The organism is Sphingobacterium sp. CZ-UAM (assembly GCF_002000245.1).
GTDB lineage: Bacteria > Bacteroidota > Bacteroidia > Sphingobacteriales > Sphingobacteriaceae > Sphingobacterium.
In genome coordinates this window covers 1,673,838-1,693,952 of sequence record NZ_MTCM01000001.1, presented here as the reverse complement: position 1 = coordinate 1,693,952, position 20,115 = coordinate 1,673,838, and the positions used below count along the sequence as shown (strand labels likewise).

General features: G+C 42.1%; 18 protein-coding genes. All 18 read left to right on the top strand.

The window, feature by feature from the left end:
- Window positions 1-201: 201 nt before the first annotated feature.
- The 18 genes from BWD42_RS07320 (at window position 202) to BWD42_RS07235 (ending at window position 19,902) form a co-directional block, all read left to right on the top strand.
- Complete coding sequence (locus BWD42_RS07320) at window positions 202-1,359, top strand: MraY family glycosyltransferase (protein ID WP_077435885.1); 1,158 nt, start codon at window positions 202-204, stop codon at window positions 1,357-1,359.
- Window positions 1,360-1,427: 68 nt separating this feature from the next.
- Complete coding sequence (locus BWD42_RS07315) at window positions 1,428-2,387, top strand: beta-1,6-N-acetylglucosaminyltransferase (RefSeq protein WP_077434562.1); 960 nt, start codon at window positions 1,428-1,430, stop codon at window positions 2,385-2,387.
- 56 nt (window positions 2,388-2,443) lie between these two features.
- Entirely contained in the window at window positions 2,444-3,409 is a 966-nt protein-coding gene (locus tag BWD42_RS07310; protein ID WP_077434560.1) for an NAD-dependent epimerase/dehydratase family protein, read from the top strand.
- Window positions 3,409-4,926, top strand: a complete 1,518-nt coding sequence (locus tag BWD42_RS07305; RefSeq protein ID WP_077434559.1) for a lipopolysaccharide biosynthesis protein — start codon at window positions 3,409-3,411, stop codon at window positions 4,924-4,926. The genes BWD42_RS07310 and BWD42_RS07305 overlap by 1 nt, the downstream gene beginning before the upstream one ends.
- Before the next feature lie 5 nt (window positions 4,927-4,931).
- Entirely contained in the window at window positions 4,932-5,663 is a 732-nt protein-coding gene (locus BWD42_RS07300; RefSeq protein WP_077435883.1) for a glycosyltransferase family 32 protein, read from the top strand.
- Entirely contained in the window at window positions 5,660-6,784 is a 1,125-nt protein-coding gene (wecB, locus tag BWD42_RS07295; protein ID WP_077434558.1) for a non-hydrolyzing UDP-N-acetylglucosamine 2-epimerase, read from the top strand. Before BWD42_RS07300 ends, wecB begins: the two co-directional genes overlap by 4 nt.
- Window positions 6,785-6,786: 2 nt before the next feature.
- Window positions 6,787-7,782: a glycosyltransferase family 2 protein gene (locus tag BWD42_RS07290; RefSeq protein ID WP_077434556.1), complete on the top strand. Its 996-nt coding sequence runs from the start codon at window positions 6,787-6,789 to the stop codon at window positions 7,780-7,782.
- A 144-nt stretch (window positions 7,783-7,926) separates the two neighbouring features.
- On the top strand, window positions 7,927-8,871 hold the full coding sequence (locus BWD42_RS07285) for a glycosyltransferase family 8 protein (RefSeq protein ID WP_077434554.1): 945 nt from the start codon (window positions 7,927-7,929) through the stop codon (window positions 8,869-8,871).
- Between the two features lie 7 nt (window positions 8,872-8,878).
- Window positions 8,879-9,760, top strand: coding sequence for a glycosyltransferase family 2 protein (locus BWD42_RS07280; protein WP_077434552.1), 882 nt, complete (start codon window positions 8,879-8,881; stop codon window positions 9,758-9,760).
- Window positions 9,761-9,830: 70 nt separating this feature from the next.
- Window positions 9,831-10,916 carry a GDP-mannose 4,6-dehydratase gene (gene gmd, locus BWD42_RS07275; protein ID WP_077434550.1) on the top strand — a complete coding sequence of 362 codons (1,086 nt, stop codon included), beginning with the start codon at window positions 9,831-9,833 and terminating at the stop codon, window positions 10,914-10,916.
- A gap of 39 nt (window positions 10,917-10,955) precedes the next feature.
- Window positions 10,956-11,933 (top strand): glycosyltransferase family 2 protein, encoded by a 978-nt coding sequence (locus BWD42_RS07270; protein ID WP_175991988.1) that lies wholly within the window; start codon window positions 10,956-10,958, stop codon window positions 11,931-11,933.
- A 6-nt stretch (window positions 11,934-11,939) separates the two neighbouring features.
- Window positions 11,940-13,211, top strand: coding sequence for a hypothetical protein (locus BWD42_RS07265; protein WP_077434546.1), 1,272 nt, complete (start codon window positions 11,940-11,942; stop codon window positions 13,209-13,211).
- A gap of 12 nt (window positions 13,212-13,223) precedes the next feature.
- Window positions 13,224-14,372 carry a glycosyltransferase family 4 protein gene (locus BWD42_RS07260; protein WP_254846191.1) on the top strand — a complete coding sequence of 383 codons (1,149 nt, stop codon included), beginning with the start codon at window positions 13,224-13,226 and terminating at the stop codon, window positions 14,370-14,372.
- Window position 14,373: 1 nt separating this feature from the next.
- Complete coding sequence (locus tag BWD42_RS07255) at window positions 14,374-15,495, top strand: glycosyltransferase family 4 protein (RefSeq protein ID WP_077434544.1); 1,122 nt, start codon at window positions 14,374-14,376, stop codon at window positions 15,493-15,495.
- Between the two features lie 5 nt (window positions 15,496-15,500).
- Window positions 15,501-16,667, top strand: coding sequence for a glycosyltransferase (locus tag BWD42_RS07250; protein ID WP_217700022.1), 1,167 nt, complete (start codon window positions 15,501-15,503; stop codon window positions 16,665-16,667).
- Window positions 16,668-16,748: 81 nt separating this feature from the next.
- Complete coding sequence (locus BWD42_RS07245; protein WP_077434542.1) at window positions 16,749-17,015, top strand: PqqD family peptide modification chaperone; 267 nt, start codon at window positions 16,749-16,751, stop codon at window positions 17,013-17,015.
- Between the two features lie 3 nt (window positions 17,016-17,018).
- On the top strand, window positions 17,019-18,107 hold the full coding sequence (locus BWD42_RS07240; RefSeq protein WP_077434540.1) for a nucleotidyltransferase family protein: 1,089 nt from the start codon (window positions 17,019-17,021) through the stop codon (window positions 18,105-18,107).
- A 205-nt stretch (window positions 18,108-18,312) separates the two neighbouring features.
- On the top strand, window positions 18,313-19,902 hold the full coding sequence (locus BWD42_RS07235) for an arylsulfatase (RefSeq protein WP_077434538.1): 1,590 nt from the start codon (window positions 18,313-18,315) through the stop codon (window positions 19,900-19,902).
- Window positions 19,903-20,115 lie beyond the last annotated feature (213 nt).

Here is a 20,115-nt window from a genome sequence, read left to right as displayed (position 1 = left end):
AGAAGTGGATCTTTGTTGTTTTTATCCACTACTAACAGGTCAATATATTTTTTTTATTTTTTTCGGGACAATTTATTTTCCTGGCCGTCTTTCCTCTAAACAAAGCTCAAAAAATAATCATACTAACGATACTTTGTTGAAAAACATAAAGCAAATTTTTGATGATACAGATGATGGTTGGTTTAAAATTTAATGGTTAAGATGAATTTACTGTATATTCTTATACCTGCCCTAGTGGCTATGCTATTGAGTAGGATATTGATTCCCTTAATAATTCTGGTAACATACAAGAAGCGGCTCTTTGATCCGATTGACCTGCGCAAGCAACATCACAAAATCGTACCGCGCCTGGGTGGAGTCGCTTTTGCTCCGATTCAGTGCTGTGTCCTTGTGGTCACATTAGTAGCGATAATTAAGATCCTACAGATTGATCTAAATATGCAGTCCTGGGCAATTTTGCCCTATATCATGATGTTGCTGTGTGGATTGGTGATTCTTTTTATCGTAGGGATAGGTGATGATCTGATCGGGATAGATTATAAATGGAAATTTATGGTGCAATTGGTTGTTGCTAGTTTCTTGCCCTTGTCGGGTTTGTGGGTCAATAATTTTTATGGAGTTGCATTTATTGAGGAAGTTTCGCCTTGGATCGGAATCCCTTTTACCATGTTTGTCGTTGTCTTAGTGATTAATGCCGTTAATCTGATAGATGGCTTAGATGGTCTTTGTTCGGGGGTAGTTGCTGTGGGCTGTGCGGTACTAGGCTGTAGTTTTATCTTTTACGGTGCTTGGCTACATGCATTATTCGCATTTATCACAGTCGGTGTATTGATTCCATTTTTCTTTATCAATGTATTTGGCATGACCAACCGCCGACGGCAGATCTTTATGGGGGATACCGGTAGTATGACCCTGGGGTATTCAATTGCTTTTTTGGCCATTAGTTTTGCGATGGACAATACCTATATCAAACCCGCTTCGGAAGGGGCGATCGTGCTGGCCTTCTCTACACTGATTGTTCCGGTGTTTGATGTGGCACGCGTTATTTATATCCGCTGGAAAAGGAGAAAGCCTCTTTTCAAGCCTGATCGAAATCATTTACACCATTTTCTGCTGGAGAAAGGATTGCGCCATCGCTCAGCCATGATCGCAATACTGTCACTGACCTTATTTTTCTGCGTATTTAATATGCTCGCGATAAAACTGATCAATCTCAATATTATCATTATCGCCGATATTTTGCTGTGGTGCCTCTTTATAAAAAGTTTTATAGTCAAGCAAAAAAGGACTTTAGCTGAACCTAAGATCGTAAAAAGTGAATTGCCAGCAAATGGGAAAATACTAAAAAAGATCTATTGATTAGCGTGTCTTTAAGCATGCTATTCATGGAGATTCAAAAAGGCAATAAAGAATTTTAAGACTTAATCATGATAACAAAGGCGTTTTTAGTACTTGTCCATCAGTATCCCGATCAACTCTGTCGCCTCATTGAGAAATTGGATGGCCCTGATACGGTTTTTTACATACACGTTGATTTAAAGTCCAACATGGATGATTTCAAAACGATCGTCAAAGAAAACGTTGTTTTTATTGAACATCGGGTAGACTGTATTTGGGCAGACTTTTCTCAAATTCGGGCAACCTTACATTTAATAACTGAGGTTTTCCATGCAAACTACTCCCCAGCACTGCGGGTAACCTTAATGAGCGGTCAAGATTATCCGATCAAATCCACAGGTTTTATCTCGGATTTTCTCGCCAGGTATCCACATGTAAATTTTTTGAACATGGAAAATATCAGCGACTCCGGAATACGTCATTTAAAAAATATACGTGCTTTTAAGATAAATCATAGCAGCCGACGGGCAGATTTTACACTGGTCTCCAGGTACCATTGGAAAAGTGCTATAAAAGGGATTGTATTAGGGAAAATCCATTTTAGTGCAGTCAAACTGCTCTTTAAAAAAAAGGAGATTCCATTGAATATGACTCCATACCGGGGATCTCAATGGTTTTCTTTTCATATAGATACATTGAAAAAGATCATCAACTTTTACCATAAAAATAAAAAAACTATGGATTCTTTCTTTTCAGATGTATTGTGTCCCGATGAGTTCTTCTTTCACACCATAGTCATGCATTTGAAAGCTGAAGATCCGGACATCCATATTATGCCTTCTTTGACCTACGATAACTGGACCAGAAAAGGCGCAGACTTACCCATAACCTTTCAACTATCGGATTTGGAGGAATTGCTGTCCCAACCTGACAATAAGTTATTTGCGAGAAAGTTCAATACGAAAATTGATGCAGCGATATGCGATGAATTAGATCGTCAGTTCATCCAGTGGACCGAGACTGAACAGCATAAAATAAATGGCGGATAAATATAAACCTGTAACAAAAATGGAACAACTATCTACAACTGAATAACAATCAAATCATGAAAATCACAATAATAGGCGGTTCAGGTTTTGTGGGGACACATCTGATTGAACATTTTCAAAAACTTAATCTATATGAGTTGCTCAATATTGACAAAAATCCGAGCGAACACTTTCCATCGATCACTAAAATTGGAAACGTCATGGAGCTGGAACTGCTTTCGCAACAATTGAAGGGTACTGATGTTGTGGTGCTATTGGCGGCCGAACATCGAGACGACGTATCACCCGTATCACTTTACTATGATATCAATGTTAAAGGAATGGAAAATACCTTGGCGGCAATGGAATTGAATGGAATAAAACGGCTGCTATTTGTCAGTTCTGTTGCGATCTATGGTCTGGATAAGGATAATCCGAACGAAAATTCGGCGGTCGACCCTTTCAATCATTATGGTATCAGCAAATGGAAAGCGGAATTGCTGCTGCAGGACTGGTATACTAAACATGCGGACTGGAATATAAATATTGTACGGCCATCGGTCATCTTTGGTGAAGGCAATCGGGGAAATGTCTATAACCTATTCCATCAGATCGCCAGTGGTAAATTTATGATGATAGGCAAGGGAACGAACAAGAAATCCATGGCCTATATCGGAAATGTGGTTGCTTTTTTGGCTTTTTTGATAAGGGAACAATCGGAAGGTTATCAGGTCTATAACTATGTTGATAAACCTGATTTTAATACAAATGATCTGGTCGCATTGACAGGAAAGACATTGAATAAACATATCCCGACTGTTCATATTCCCTACTGGCTAGGTATGCTGGGTGGCTATGGATTTGATGTGCTGGCTTTTTTGAGTCGAAAGAAGCTGAGTATAAGTTCGGTGCGCGTTAAGAAATTTTGTGCGGTAACCATATACGACTCATCGAAGATGATGCAATCATCCTTTGTCCCGCCATTTTCGCTGGAAGAAGGGCTGCGTCGAATGCTTGAAAAGGAGTTTTTAAATCATGGCTAATGGATAAACGAAGATTTCTGATCAATTTAAGCTCAAACTTTTTAAGCGCTATTTCGGGACTCGGAATTTCCTTTTTTCTGACACCTTATATCGTTGGGACATTGGGTAAAGAAGCCTATGGTTTTTTTCCATTGGCCAACAATTTTGTTGTGTATGCAGGTATATTGACAACGGCTCTAAATTCGATGTCAGGACGCTATATCACCATTAGCCTGGAAAAGCAAGAACTTAAAGATGTCAATGTTTATTTTAACTCGGTACTCTACGGGAATCTGATCTTCGTCTTGTTTTTTCTGATCGTAAGCCTATTATTTTGTGTATTTATTGACCGGATCCTTCATATTCCAATCCCCTTATTAGCGGATGTAAGGTTATTATTTGCTTTTATTTTTACCAGTTTGGTTATCAGCCTGGCTTCTGCGGTATTCTCGGTTGCGGCTTTTGCACTCAATCGTTTCGATAGATTGGCTTTCAATAATATTGTTGTCAATTTGGCGAGATTGATACTGACCGTTACGTTATTCTATTTTTTTAAACCTCACATCTATTTCCTTGGCTTAATAACCCTTGTGACTTCCATTTATTTTTTTTGTGCAAGTTATAGGGATACCAAGAGACTTTTGCCCTGGCTGGAGATTAACCGCACTCTTTTTTCTTGGAAGGCATTGGCCCTGTTAATGAGCGCTGGGATGTGGAATTCAGTTATGGCACTATCTGGGGTTATCAATTCACAACTCGACCTGCTGATCGCCAATAAGTTTTTTAATGCAGAGGGAATGGGGATATTGTCTTTAACCAAGATCATTCCCAATTCGGCGCAGTTGCTGTTGAGCATTGTCGTCCCCATATTCCTCCCGGAGATGCTCAAGGCTTATGCTAATCAGGAAATGGATAAGTTGCGTGACAACCTGGATTTTTCTTTTCAGGTGATTTTCTTTGTTGTGCTGATTCCGCTGTCCATATTCTTCGCTTATGGGGAGGATTTTTTTAAGTTATGGTTACCGGCCGAAGATAGTCATACCTTATATATCATTTCGGTACTCACATTGATTCCCATTGTTGTGCATGCGAGTATAGAGTCTATCTATCATGTATTCATTATTACCAACAAATTAAAGATGGCTTCGTTTTGGGGCATTTTTATTTCGATCAGTAACCTGATATTGGTGTTGGTACTTTGCCGGTATAGCAGTTTAGGAATTTATGCGATTCCGCTTGCAGGATTAGTGACGGGGCTATTCAGTCATCTGACTTTTACACCCTTATATGCTTCTTATTGCCTGAAGGAGAAATTCGGCTATTTCATGTTAAAGATAGTCAAAGGTATGTTGGTATTTATCGTTGTTCTTGCAGTGGCTCTTGTCTGGAAAAAGTCAACCTTGATAGCGGTTAATTCCTGGTTTACATTTTTCCTGAATTGTCTCATCGTGGGAATAATGAGTTTCATGACAGCATTCATCCTAAAATTCGATAAAAAAACAGTTTTATATCTCGTTAAAAAATGGAGGCGGGAATAACGTTTATGATACCAAAAATTATTCATTACTGTTGGTTTGGACGAGGTCCACTTCCAGCATTGGCAGAAAAATGTATCCGCTCATGGAAGACATATCTTCCTGAATACCAAATTGTGTGCTGGAATGAGGATAATTTTGATCTCAGTCAATATCCTTATGCGAAGGCAGCATATCAGGAAAGAAAATTTGCATTTGTCACGGATGTATGCCGTTTGCATGCATTGCGCGAAATGGGCGGAATATATATGGACACTGATGTGGAAATATTGAAGCCGCTAGATGGCTTTTTACTTCAACATCGGGCATTTTCCGGTTTTGAAGATAATTTTTTTGTGCCCACAGGCTTAATGGCCAGTGAAAAAGAGGGCCGTTGGGTGTCTGATCTATTGGCTTTGTATGAAAATAGAAGTTTTTACCAATCGGATGGAAGCCTCGACCTAACCACGAATACGCAAACGATAACCGAGTTTATGCGTGACTATAAAGGATTGATGTTGGATAACACGCTGCAAGAGCTCGTAGACTATTGTACCTTATATCCCAGTGATTTTTTCTGCCCCAAAAGCTGGCAGACCCTGGCCGTAAATATCACAAATAATACCTACTGTATCCACCATTTTGCTGGTTCATGGCAAGCAAAGCCGGTATTGAATTGGCGATATAAAACCATTCGGTTCTTTCTAGGAAAGAGGAGGACGAAGGTCCTGTTTGCATACTATCAACATTTGAAACCATGAGAAAAAAAAAGTGTTTATTTTTATTTGGCACACGTCCGGAAGCCATTAAAATGGCTCCGTTGGTCAAGAAGTTCGGTAGGTATAAAAGTCATTTCGAGACGAAAGTTGCTGTGACTGCACAACACCGTGAAATGCTGGATCAAGTGCTTGATTTTTTTGAGATACAGGTGGACTATGATTTGGATCTGATGCGCCCAGGACAGAATCTGTATACACTAACTGCAGCAATTATTGAAAATTTAAAGTATCCATTAGAGGATTTCCAACCTGATTTTGTTTTTGTACATGGCGATACCACAACGGCCATGGCCGGAGCACTTGCTGCTTTTTACAGTGGAGCAAAGGTCTGTCATATCGAAGCCGGACTACGAACCCGCAATAAGTTAAGTCCTTTTCCCGAAGAACTTAACCGGCAATTGGTCGGACGGATAGCGGATTTTCATTTTGCACCCACAGCACGGGCCAAGCATAATTTATTGCAGGAAAATGTTGCTCCCGATCAAATTTTGGTTACGGGAAATACAGTGGTTGATGCATTGCTGGAAAGTATCAGCTTGCTTGAAGATCTATCCACAAAAGAAATAGCCTATTTAAAAAATAAGATACCCGAGCATAAGCGGGTAATCCTGGTCACGGGCCATCGACGGGAAAATCATGGTGTGGGTATAATCAATATTTGTGAATCTCTCACGATGATTGCACGGGACAGGCCTGATCTACTCATTGTTTTTCCCGTACATCTGAATCCCAAAATCCGGGATAAGGTGTTTGCTACCTTAGACAATATAGCGAATGTTCTGTTGATCGAGCCACTGCCATATCCGGCTTTCGTTTGGCTAATGAACCGGTCTTATTTGATCTTAACGGACTCGGGCGGTGTGCAGGAAGAAGCTCCTAGTCTGGGCAAACCCGTACTGGTGATGCGGGATACCACTGAACGGCCAGAAGCTGTCGCAGCAGGTACGGTTGTCCTGGTAGGAACTGATAAAGAAAAAATCATACGTGCCTGTAACGCCTTATTGGACAATGATTGTCAGTACGCACGTATGTCTACTGCACATAATCCCTACGGCGATGGCAAGGCCGCAGATCGGATCTTAACTTTTATGGAAAACAAGTGATTATGTCTGCTTTGGTTTCAATTATCGTCCCGGTCTATAATGTAGCTCCCTACATTGAAAAATGTGCACATTCGCTATTTGCCCAGACCTACCCCAATATACAGTATATTTTTGTTGACGACAGCAGTACGGACAATAGCATGGGACTGTTGTTTGGCGTTTTACAGTGCTATCCGCACCGCATAGAGGCGGTTTCAACGGTCAAGCATGCTGAAAACAGAGGACTTCCTACGGCACGAAACTCGGGGCTGAATATTGCCAAGGGAGATTATATACTGCATTGCGACAGTGATGACTGGATTGCACCCGATATGATAGAAAAATTGATGGAAATAGCGGTTAAAACACAGGCTGCTATTGTCTTTTGCGATATCTATAATGTATATGGTGATCATTATATACGCTTTTCTCAGACCAAAAAGGCTACATACAGCGAATATTTGAAAGAATTTTTTGAAGGTAAATCGCAAGGAAGTGTTTGCAATAAGTTGATAAAAAGTGATTTGTTTAGTGCGTATAACATCCGGTTTCCGGATGGATTGCCCATGCTGGAGGACTTACGTACGGTAGTTCAATTGTATTATTATGCGGACCGTATTGAATACCTTTCCTTACCACTTTATTATTATGTCAAAACACGGACAGATTCGATTAGCGGCTCGGGCTATCAAAAAAGTAAGACAGTAAGTGAGGATCGTGTGTTGAATGTACAATTTATCCAGCAATTTTTGTCGGAAAAGAATATTGCTGGGCTTGACAGGGAACTGGCTGTTCTTAAATTGGAGGCTAAGCGTAATCTGTTGATCAATGCGGATCAAATTGCCGTGCTACAGCAATGGCGTGAGATTTTTCCTGAAGCGAATGATTGTATCGGTATAGCCCCCTTACCCTGGCATTATAAATTCATCGCAAGCTGCGTATTACGTGATTATTGGTTGGTACCCAGATGCTGGATCTGGCTGAAGAAGGTAAAGGCGTCTATTGCTGGTGAAAAATGAAAATCAACTTTAAATTTTTAGGGACAATCTATTGTGTTGACCGTCTTCCTTATATCTGGTATGACACTAGGGTGCTATATCTGGAAAATAAAATAGGATGAAACGAGTAAATCAGGGTGTTTTTCCCATGACTACACTAAATAAATGGAAGAATTGATGACGAAGGTGCCTGTCGTATTCTGCTTTGACGACAATCTGTTGATGCCAGCTGGGGTGTGTATCAGCTCCTTGCTACAGCATGCAAGGGCACAGACTTTTTACGATATATTTATTTTACATGCAACAGACTGTAGGTATCCTCAATCCGGATTCTTAGAGCAATTACATCTGCGATATACAAACTTTAGGATAACCTATAAAGATGTAGGCACTATTTTTTGTGACGCGTTTGAAATACGAAATATCACCATCGCCGCCTATTATCGCTTGCTCATTCCGAAGTTGATCAAGGAATATGATGTCGTCATGTACCATGATATTGATATTATCTTTCGGGATGATCTATCCGATATATTCTTTTCAACGGATATGAGCAGTTGCTATGTGGCTGGGGTGAACTTTGCTGGCGCAATGGGAAAGGAAGGAAAGCAGTACATCAATAACCTCGGTTTAGATTGGAAAAATTATATTCTATCCGGAGATCTGATTTTGAATTTAGCGCTGCTACGCGAAGATCATATTGTACCGCTCTTTGAAAGGGAAGTCAATCAGTCTCAATATATCTATCAGGATATGGATATCATCAATATCGTCTGTAAGGGGAAGATTAAACGATTACCACCGGTATTTTGTGGTTCTTTGGAGATTTTTGAACTGGCCTCGAAAAAGATAGAACAGCCACTCTATACGCAACAGGAACTTCAAGATGTGCTTTTACATGGAATTGTTCATTACAATGGTGTCAAACCCTGGGAAACAGTTTGCCCGAATATGGACATATGGTGGGAGTGCTACCGTAAATCAATTTATTACAACCCCCAATTTCATTTCGACTTTTTCTGTAACAAATTAGATGATTATGATCGACTTAGCCTTTGGCGCCGGGTAAAAATTCTAAGCCGATATTTTACAAAGGGCAAAATAAAATAATACAGACATGCAAGTAGCGGTATTGATAACGGTTTTTAATCGGATAGAAAAAACAATTTTATGTTTAACAAGTCTGTTTGGGGCGCCGATAGCGGAACTAGATATGACATTCACCTTATTTATTACCGATGATGGGAGTACAGATGGTACGGCAACACGAATCAAGGCTGAATTTCCACAGGCAAATATTGAAATTTTGTCCGGAAATGGGCAGTTATTTTGGAATGGCGGAATGAACAATTCCTGGCGGGCAGCAATTGCAAAGGGAGGGTATGATTTATACCTATGGCTAAACAACGATACTGTCGTCTTCCCAAACTTATGGCGGGAAATCAAAGCTGCTGATGAATACGCAAAAAGTCAATTTGGTAAAGGCGGAATCTATGTCGGATCAACGCTGGATACGGATGGAAATGGACTCAGTTATGGCGGATTTAACTATTTAAACAAGTGGACACTGAAAGATGAGTTTATCTATCCCGATGGCACTTTCCAAAACTGCGAAGCCGCCCATGGCAATGTAACTTGTGTATCCCATGACGTTGTCATGGCCGAGGGCGTTTTCTGTGACAGTTATATCCATAGTGGTGGTGACCATGATTACTCTTATAGAGCCCATAAACATGGTTTTCCGGTCTTTGTACTGCGCGAATTTGTCGGACAATGTGAAAATGATCATTATGTGGGTGAAGAAATCACTATTGGAAAGCTCGCGCTACGAGATCGGTTGAAGTATTTGCACTCGCCCTTGGGTTTCAATTTACATAATACACTTTTGTTTCAGCGCCGTTGTTTTCCCCATCGCTATCTGCCGGTATTGTTTGCGGGGTATGCCCGTATTTTATTCCCGAAACTCTATTATAAAATCTACAATTTAATCAGGCGATAGGGGAAAAGGAAGTGAAATATAGGTGAACCTGGTCGGGGGACAATTTTTAGAAATTCATCAAAGAAATAATATGAAAACAGCATTGATAACAGGAATAACGGGACAGGATGGTTCCTATCTCGCAGAGTTGCTGCTTGAAAAAGGATATATGGTGCATGGTATCAAACGTCGTTCTTCTTCCTTCAATACACAGCGGATTGATCACCTTTACGCTGATCCTCATGAAGGTCACAGTAACTTTAGATTACATTATGGGGATCTCTCAGATTCCACAAATATGATCCGCATTATTCAGGAAACCTGTCCGGATGAAATCTATAATCTGGGGGCCATGTCGCATGTAAAAGTTTCCTTTGATTCACCAGAATATGTCGCCAACGTGGATGGCATTGGTACTTTGCGGATATTGGAAGCTATACGGATTTTGTGTCTAAAACATAAAACACGTATTTACCAGGCGTCGACCTCTGAACTTTATGGTTTAGTACAGGAGGTTCCCCAAAAGGAAACAACGCCATTTTACCCGCGTTCGCCTTATGGGGTAGCTAAAATATACGGCTACTGGATTACTAAAAATTACCGTGAAGCCTATGGACTATACGCTTGTAATGGGATTTTATTTAATCATGAATCACCACGTCGTGGAGAAACATTCGTGACGCGGAAGATTACGATGGCAGTAGCGGCAATCAGCCTAGGTAAACAGAACTGTCTTTACCTGGGCAACCTGAATGCGCAAAGGGATTGGGGGCATGCCAAGGACTATGTAGAAGCTATGTGGCTGATGTTGCAGCAGGATCAGCCCGATGACTATGTCATCGCGACAGGAACCACGACTTCAGTGCGGGAATTTGTACGCTTGGCTTTTGCCGAAGTGGGGGTGGAGCTGGATTTTGAAGGGGAAGATGCCCATGAAATAGGTCGCGTGAAAGCGGTGAATAATGTAGATAACATGTTAAGCCCTGGAGATGTTGTTGTCCGGGTGGACCCACAATATTACCGTCCAACGGAGGTTGATCTGCTTGTGGGCGACCCAACGAAGGCGAAAAAGGAGCTTGGCTGGCAACCAACATACGATCTGGCCATGCTGGTCAGCGAAATGGTACAGCATGATCTGCAAGCTAGGTTGGATAATCCGGTTAACCGTCTAAGCTAATTCTCGCCAATGTATTGTTGTATTAAACCCCGGGTTTCAGTGATTGTGCCTATCTATAAGGTGGAGCCCTTTATCGCACGTAATGCCCAGCAGCTATTTCAGCAGGAACTAGACCAGCTGGAGTATATTTTCGTGGATGATTGTAGCCCTGACAACAGTATTGAAGTGTTAGAACAGGTTTTAAGCGAATATCCGGATAAGCGCGGCTGGACCAAGATTATTAGACATCCTGTAAATAAAGGGCTGCCTTCTGCGAGAAATACAGGTCTGGATGCCGCCACTGGAGAGTTTATATTTCATTGTGACAGCGATGACTGGCTGGATAGTGATGCGCTGAAAAAGTTGTACAACAAGGCCAAACAGGACAATGCTGATGCGGTATGGTGTGACTGGTACCTGTCGTTCAGTGAGAATGAGCGGTATATGCGTCAGGCTCCCCCACAAGAGGGACCGATAAGCGGAAGGCAATGTGTCGAACTGATGCTGCGTGGTCATATACGCTATAATGTTTGGAACAAACTTGTCCGCCGAAGCCTGTACGAACAGTCCTTGATAAGGTTCCCTAATGGCTATGCCATGGGCGAAGATATGACCATGATCTCTGTGCTGGCCTCCGCGGCTAAAGTCAGTTATCTGCCCGAGGCTCTTTATCACTATGTGCAGCTCAATATGGGGGCATTTACTAAAAACACAAGCGAGCTGCATTTAAGGCAAATCCGTTATAATGTCGAACAGACCCAGCTCGCTTTATTGAGAAAATATGGTGCGTCAATTATGGATGATATTCAATTCTTTAAACTGAATGTCAAGTTGCCTTTCCTGATTTCACAGGATACCCAATCCTACCAGCGTTGGCTGGATTGGTATACGGAAGCCAATGACTATATCCCGTTGAACCCTATGTTTGGTAAAAGGATCCGTTTTATTCAATACGCGGCGATAAAAAAGCAGTTCTGGATACTCAAACTACATTATTATCTATTGATCCGATTGCTATATGGTGTTATTTATAAATAATTGTGGATGAAGCTGCTATTGATCATATTGACGGTCATTGTGACGAGTTTTTTTTATTTCCCCTTTGAATTTACGTTTCTGCGCGGGATTAATACCAAACTTATGCTAGCCGGACTGGGCATTCCAATGATGATTTTTCATATCATAAAAATGGATCGTACCATACTGTCCAAAGAAATACTTATTGCCTCTGTCATTGCGCTTGTATTTTCAATGATCGGATTTTATTCTGTTGATACGAATAATTCATCAGATTATGCCTATGCTACTTATATTATGTCCATGTGGGTCTGGCTGTCAGCAGCTTATTCAGTATGTACCTTAATGGCCAGGATACATGGAAAGCTGTCGGTGCCCTTGATCATCAATTATCTGGTCGCCGTCTGTCTGCTGCAATGTGTTTTGGCATTGGTGATAGATTTTGTGCCGGCGGTGAAATTCTTCGTGGACCGTTATTTTACAAATGGTATTACCGATTTTTTGAATAAGGTGGAACGTCTGTATGGTATTGGTGCTACATTGGACGTGGCCGGAGTGAGATTTTCGGCTGTATTGTTAATGATTGCCGTGCTGCTCTCACAGGATGAAACCATACGGCATAAACCCAAGACTGTTGCCTTATATATTCTTTGCTTTCTGCTGATTTCGGCGATAGGCAATATGATTTCAAGAACCACATTGCTCGGTATGATTGGCGGTATGATGTATCTATTTTTGACAACAGATTTCTTTAGTCCGACCATTAAATATGCTAATCTAAAGCTCTGGGGGACGATCTGTCTTACGTTAGTCGCGGTATTTTTTATTGGGGTCTATTTTTATCAGACGAATGTACAGCTCCGGGAGCTCCTGCGTTTTGGATTTGAGGGATTTTTCAATTGGGTGGAAAAAGGAGAGTGGCGAACGGATTCCACGGATCGCTTGAATGGTACCATGTGGGTCTGGCCTGAGCCCAATGATACCAAAACCTGGCTGATCGGAAAAGCAACCTTCTCGGACTGGTTTGCAGTAGGAACAGATATCGGTTACTGCCGTTTTGTTTTTTACAGTGGTCTATTGGGGCTGTTCACGTTTACCGTATTTTTTGCTTATCTATCCGTTGCGCTAGCTTACAGGTTCGCCCGGTTTAAACATTTGTTTGTTTTATTCTTTCTCCTGCTGCTGGTCAACTGGCTTAAGGTATCGACCGATATATTTATCGCTTACGCTCCTTTTCTGGCGATGGGCAGCCCTTATCTATATGAACAGTATTATTCTGAAAGTGAACTTCTAGCTTAAAACTCTTTGAAAATGAAAACCAGAAAGAAATCGATGAAAATAATTTATTGTCTTTCCAGCCTATATAAAGCTGGTGGAATGGAACGTGTGGTCACCAATAAGGCGAACTACCTAGTCAACCATGGATTTGAGGTGGGCATTATTACAACTGATCAAAAGCAACGGGAAAACTATTTTGACCTGGACGCGGCCATTACCTGTATTGATTTAGGGATCAACTATGAGGACAATAATGGAAAAGGACTTTTTCAAAAAATAGGGAGCTATCCGAAAAAGCAACGATTGCACCGTAGGCTGCTGGAAGAACAGCTGAAACAACTCCGTGCGGATATAGTGATTTCGCTATTTGACCATGATGCCAGTTTTCTTTGGAAACTGAACGACGGAAGCCATAAGTTTCTGGAAATCCATTTCTCGCGTTTTAAACGCCTGCAATATGGCAAAAAGGGGGTGGTAGGAATGGTCAATCGTTACCGTAGTCGTCTTGATCTAGCTTATGCAAGTAAATATAAACGTTTTATCGTGCTGACCGAGGAAGACCGGGGCTATTGGGGAAATCTCAAAAATATAGCTGTGATACCCAATGCGAATAGTTTTGAACCAGAGAAGGTCTCTAATGTCGATCAAAAGATGGTTATTGCAGTGGGGCGGCTGGAACATCAGAAACGCTTTGAGGATCTCATTCGTGCCTGGACACAGGTTATGCCCGATTTTCCCGATTGGAAACTCCGCATTTTCGGAAGTGGCGAACAGCGGGATGAGTTGCAGGAGATGGTAACAGATCTAAATCTAACGGATTATATCAGCTTATGCCAGCCCGTACGGGATGTCGAGTCTGCCTACCTGACGAGTGCGATCGCTGTGCTGACCTCCCGTTATGAGGGCATGCCTATGGTGCTGCTGGAAGCACAGGCTTGCGGGCTCCCGCTGGTATCTTATGCTTGCAAATGTGGACCGAAGGATATTATAACTGATGGCCAAAATGGTTTTCTGATCGCTGAGGGTGATCATATAACCCTTGCACAAAAACTAAAGGTATTAATGGGAGATGATGCGTTAAGGCGGCGTATGGGTAAGGCGGCAAAAGCCATGTCACAACGTTATAGCGAAGATACCGTGATGCGGCAATGGATCAATCTTTTAAATGGTGTCAGAAATTAATATGAAAACAATTGTCATTTCGGCCGTAAATCTAAATAAAGGGGGTACATTGACCATCTTGCGGAACTGCCTGGCTTATCTTTCTGTCTTGGCCCAACAGCATGGGTATCGTGTTGTAGCGATCGTTTATAAACGGGAGCTGGCTGATTTTCCAAATATTGAGTATTTCGAAACGCAATGGGCCAAAAAAAGATGGATCAATCGGCTATGGTTTGAATATGTGTCGCTAAAAAAGATTTCCCGAACGATAGAGAATATAGATTTATGGTTATCGCTGCATGATACTACACCGAATGTTGTCGCAAAACGACAGGCCGTGTATTGCCATAATCCATTTCCTTTTTACAAATGGAGTTGGCAAGAATGCTGTCGCGCCCCGAGAATTGTTTTATTTGCACTTTTTAGCAAGTGGATCTATCGGATCGGCATTTATAAAAACAGCTATGTCATTGTACAGCAGCAATGGCTAAAGGATGAGTTTAAACGGATGTTTGGCCTGGCTAAGTCCAAAATTATCTTAGCCCTACCGAACAAGCTTGATCCCGTAACTTGTAATACCGTTATCCCAACAGCGGTGGATCGTCCATATACTTTTATCTATGCCGCTGCTCCGGACAGTCACAAAAATTTTGAGGTGATCTGCCGTGCCGCGGCACTATTGGAAAAAAAATACGGAAAACCCAATTTTAGGGTGTATCTCACCGTGCTGGGAAATGAAAATGCCTATGCCAGTTGGCTATTTAAACAATGGGGATCATTGCAGAGCCTTGCCTTTATCGGATTTCAGTCAAGGCAATTGCTCTATGCCTATTATGCACAGAGTGACTGTCTGATTTTTCCCTCTAAAGTAGAAACTTGGGGACTGCCGATTACTGAATTTGCTTCCTTTGACAAACCGATGTTGCTGGCTAATTCGCTGTATGCTTATGAAACTGCTGCCGGCGCGGACAAAACCGCTTTCTTCGATCCAGCTAAGCCCGAACAATTGGCCTTGCAGATGGAGCAATTAATTGCGGGTGATGATGGTTTTCTATTAACTATACCTGCCCGGGAGTTTGAGGAGCCAATGACGCATGATTGGAAGGAATTATTTGAGAAATTATTGAACGATGCTAAAAATTAAAAAGAATGGAGACAAATCAGATGAAAATATTGCAAGTTGGCAAGTTTTACCCGATCCGGGGCGGTGTGGAAAAAGTGATGTACGATCTCATGTTGGGATTATCTGAAAAAGGGATTCATTGCGATATGCTCTGTGCCTCGACGGAGGGTTATCCAGCAGGAACGATCGAAGTCAACCCCTATGCAACGATTATGGTGGTGCCGACGGCAGTTAAAATTGCTGCGACGATGTTGGCACCGCAGATGATTGTCAAATTGCGCCAAATCGCTTCTCAATATGATGTTATCCATGTGCATCATCCCGATCCAATGGCAGCCTTAGCGTTGTTTTTTTCGGGATATCCGGGCAAGGTGATTGTGCATTGGCATTCGGATATTCTAAAACAGAAAATACTGTTGAAATTTTACAAACCGATGCAGCAATGGCTTATCCAACGTGCGGATATGATTGTGGGAACGAGCCCAGTATATGTCCGGGAATCAGACTCTCTAAAAGAAGTTCAGAATAAAGTACTGTACGTGCCTATTGGTGTGCAGCCGATTGCCAGTGATGTTGCCCACACCGCAAAGATAAAAGCAAGATATGCTGGAAAGCGGCTTATTTTTTCTTTAGGCCGATTGGTGGAATACAAGGGGTACGAATATCTGATCCGTGCTGCTCAGGATCTCGATGATAGCTACCATATTGTTATTGGTGGAAAGGGGCCGCTTTTGGAGTCTTTAGAAAATTTAATAAGATCGCTGGGACTGGAAAGTCGCGTGAGCTTACTGGGCTATATGGAAGATGGGGAGATCGCGGCTTATTATGGGGCTGCTGATATTTTTTGCCTAAGTTCCATTTGGAAGACCGAAGCCTTTGCTATTGTGCAGATTGAGGCAATGTCCTGCGGTACACCGATTGTATCTACCGCAATACCTGGATCCGGTGTAAGCTGGGTGAACCAGCATAATATATCGGGTATTGTGGTACCGGTAAAAGATGAAACAGCACTGGCAAAGGCTTTTAAAGCGATCTGCGAAGACCCCAGCTTGCATGATGTATTGCGCAGAGGGAGTCTCAGCCGCTACAGTGTCCTGTTTACGCGGGACAAAATGGTAGAGAAATCTTTAATGATTTATCAAATGGTGCTGGATATGCAGGCACATACAAAATCACAGATATCTATCGGATGAAGGTGGCTTGGGAGATAGGGAAGTGCTATATTTTCCGAATGAAATAAATGACGAGGTGAATAAACATAAATAGACAGAAACATGAAATTAAGAACTGATTTATCATTGCGCAGATTTGGAAATGGGTATATTATTGTCGATCCAGGACAGGGCCAGCAAGATATTTCCAAAATATATACGTTTAATGAGACGGCAGTACAGGTCTGGATCGAGCTCCAGGGGAAGGAATTTAATGTGGACTCCGTGCTGGCTGTTTTACTGGATAATTATGAGGTGGAGGAGGATGTTGCCGAGGAAGATGCTGTACGGTTAGTGAAACAGTTTGAGAAACAAGGATTATTGTTTTGAGAAATGGAGACAGGCAAAGAAATAGCTGTATTTTTGATGCTCCTTCGGGCTGGCTTATGGCGGAAACCGATAGAAAACCTGGACTATTTTCCCTTGAATCAGACAACCTGGGAGCGGCTTTATCAGTATGGAGTCCAGCAGACTGTCGAAGGGATCTTGTTTGAAGGAGTGCAGCAGTTGGATCCGAGCCTACAGCCATCGAAATCCCTGCTATTAAAATGGTTGGTCCGGACTGAAAAAATCAGGCAAAGGAATCGTTGGATGAATACCCGACTGGTTGAGCAAGCTCAATTTTATCGAAATTGCGGCCTTGATCCAACGTTATTGAAAGGGCAGGGACTGGCCCAATCTTATGTTGACCCTACCTTGCGTATGTCGGGTGATATTGATTGGTATTTTGATCAGCCGCAAGCTTTTGCCCGCGCGAATGCGGAAGTCCGGCAGTTTGGCCTACCACTTATCGAAGCGGGAAAAATCAGTTCAAACTATCATTGGCAGGGTTGTCATGTGGATCAGCATGCCCAGCTATTTGACCTGCATAACCCATTTGTCAAAAGCTATCTAAAGGAACTGGAAGAGCACTTTGACGACGGCAGCACCTTGTTGATCGGGAAAACGGAGATCAATGTTCTTTCGCCTCTTTTACAGACTATTCAGGTCAATGCACATATTTTAAAACACTTACTTTCGTTTGGTATTGGCTTGCGCCAGATCTGCGATGCGGCCTGCTTGTATGCTTATTACAGCACAGCGTTGGATGGTCAGCTCCTGAAGGAAGTTTACCAACGTCTGGGCATCATCCGCTGGGTCGCTGTCTTACATCAGCTGCTGGTCGACTTTATCGGTTTACCGGAGCAATCGCTACCTTTCCATCTGGAGAAAGAGCAGGACGCCACCTGGATGATGCAGGATATTTGGACTGGAGGCAATTTTGGCTTTTATGATACCGCTTATGTAAAGAGCAAAGAAGGTCAATTTGTAGGCCGACGATTAAAAATAATCCGCTTATGGAAGAGCTTCTGGCGTTATCTGCCTTATGCACCACTGGAAGCAATAAGTTTTCCGATTGTCCATTACCGTTCGGGGAGGTAGAGAAACTGTTCTCCTGTCACTTTCTTTATAACTAGCTATTATCTTTCTCTTATTTCGAGCGGTTTATCCGAAATGGGCCAGCCGCAATGACAGGCATAAGTTCAAAATTAATTCGGGACAATCAAGGGCTTTGTTCGTCATATAGGATGATAATGGTGGTCAACCATTGATCGACTATATAATAGGTCCTCAAACAGAAGTAAATATGGAAAATAAGAAAAGCTACTTGCTGGGACTGTTCGTTAGCATATGTAATATCATATCGCCGGGGCTGAGCTCTGCCCAGACTTCGGGGGCAGCTGCGAACCCGAAGCGTCCCAATATTATTTATATTTATGCTGATGATCTTGGCTATGGTGATCTAGGATGTTATGGGCAACAGAAAATAGAAACACCTCATATCGATGAGCTTGCAGCCCAAGGTATGCGTTTTACGCAACATTATGCGTTTGCTGTATGCGCCCCGTCGAGATATCTGCTCATGACCGGTACGGGCTCCGGACGTGCCTATATACGGGGCAACCATGAATGGGAAGAGCGGGGACCGGTATGGGATTTCAAAGCCATGGAAGAAAATCCGCATTTGGAGGGACAGTGGCCAATTCCAGATTCTACCATAACCATTGCTAAAATCTTGCGACAGGCTGGGTATGCTACTGGTATGGTAGGAAAGTGGGGATTAGGGGCTCCCTATACTTCTGGAACACCAAACAAGCAGGGTTTTGATTATTTTTTTGGCTATCTCTGTCAACGGCAAGATCATACTTATTATAACGGTCATTTGTGGGAAAATGATCTGCGCGTTCCGGTAGACAATAAGATTATCGATCCCAATGTCAGGTTACCTAAAGAACTGGACTCGCTGGATGTCAGGAGTTATGCTACTTATCAGCAAAAGGTGTATGGTCCAGACTTATTGCTGCAATCGGCGCTGAAATTTATCGAAAGAAATAAAAATAATTCTTTTTTTCTTTATTATCCTAGCCCATTGCCGCACGTGTCGTTACAAGCTCCGCAAAAATGGGTGGATTATTATCATAAAAAATTTGGTGATGAAAAGCCTTTTTTAGGAGGATCGTACTTTCCTTGTCGTTATCCTAGGGCGACCTATGCAGCAATGATCTCGACACTTGATGAGCAAATAGGGCAACTGGTCGCTGCATTAAAAAAGCACGGACTCTATGAGCATACGATCATTATGTTTTCAAGTGATAATGGACCTGCGAGCAATGCAGGTGTTGACCCTGTTTTTTTCAACAGTGGCGGTCCGTTCAATGAAAGCTATGGCTGGGGCAAAGGTTTCCTGCGTGAAGGTGGAATACGGGTCCCTTTTATCGTACAATGGCCGGGAGTTATCACTGCAGGGACAGTCTCAGATCACGTTTCCGCAACTATTGATATGATGCCAACGTTCTGTGAACTGATTCAGCAGACCGTCCCCGCTAAAGTCGATGGCCTCAGTGTATTACCAATATTGAGGGGAAAAGAGTCCGTCCAACAACAGCACGAATATCTATATTTCGAATATCCCGAATACGGTGGCCAACAGGCTCTCCGAATGGGACAGTGGAAGGCTGTGCGTTCTAATCTGATGAAAGGAATAATTAAAACGGAGCTTTTTGATCTCAATAAAGATCCCAAGGAACAGCATGATCTCGCTAAATGGCATCCCGGGATTGTTAAAAAAATGGAAATTATTATGGAAAAGGAACATCATACTCCCGAACTCGAAAAATTTCTTATTCCCGTATTGGAAGCGCAAAAATCAGCAGTATTTAATGAAACTGATAGATGATGGATAAACGACAATTCCCATCGTCAAAACAATGTCGTAGGAAGGCAGCAGCGCATTGTAATTGGACGAGCCCGGTAAATCCAGAAAGATAAAAAAATTAGGGACAATTTATCTCCTCAACCGTCCTATGTAGCATAGTGTAATAAAATTAATTTCAATCTGAATCATGCATCATGAAATATCTATCTATAATCGTATGCCTGATCAAATGTA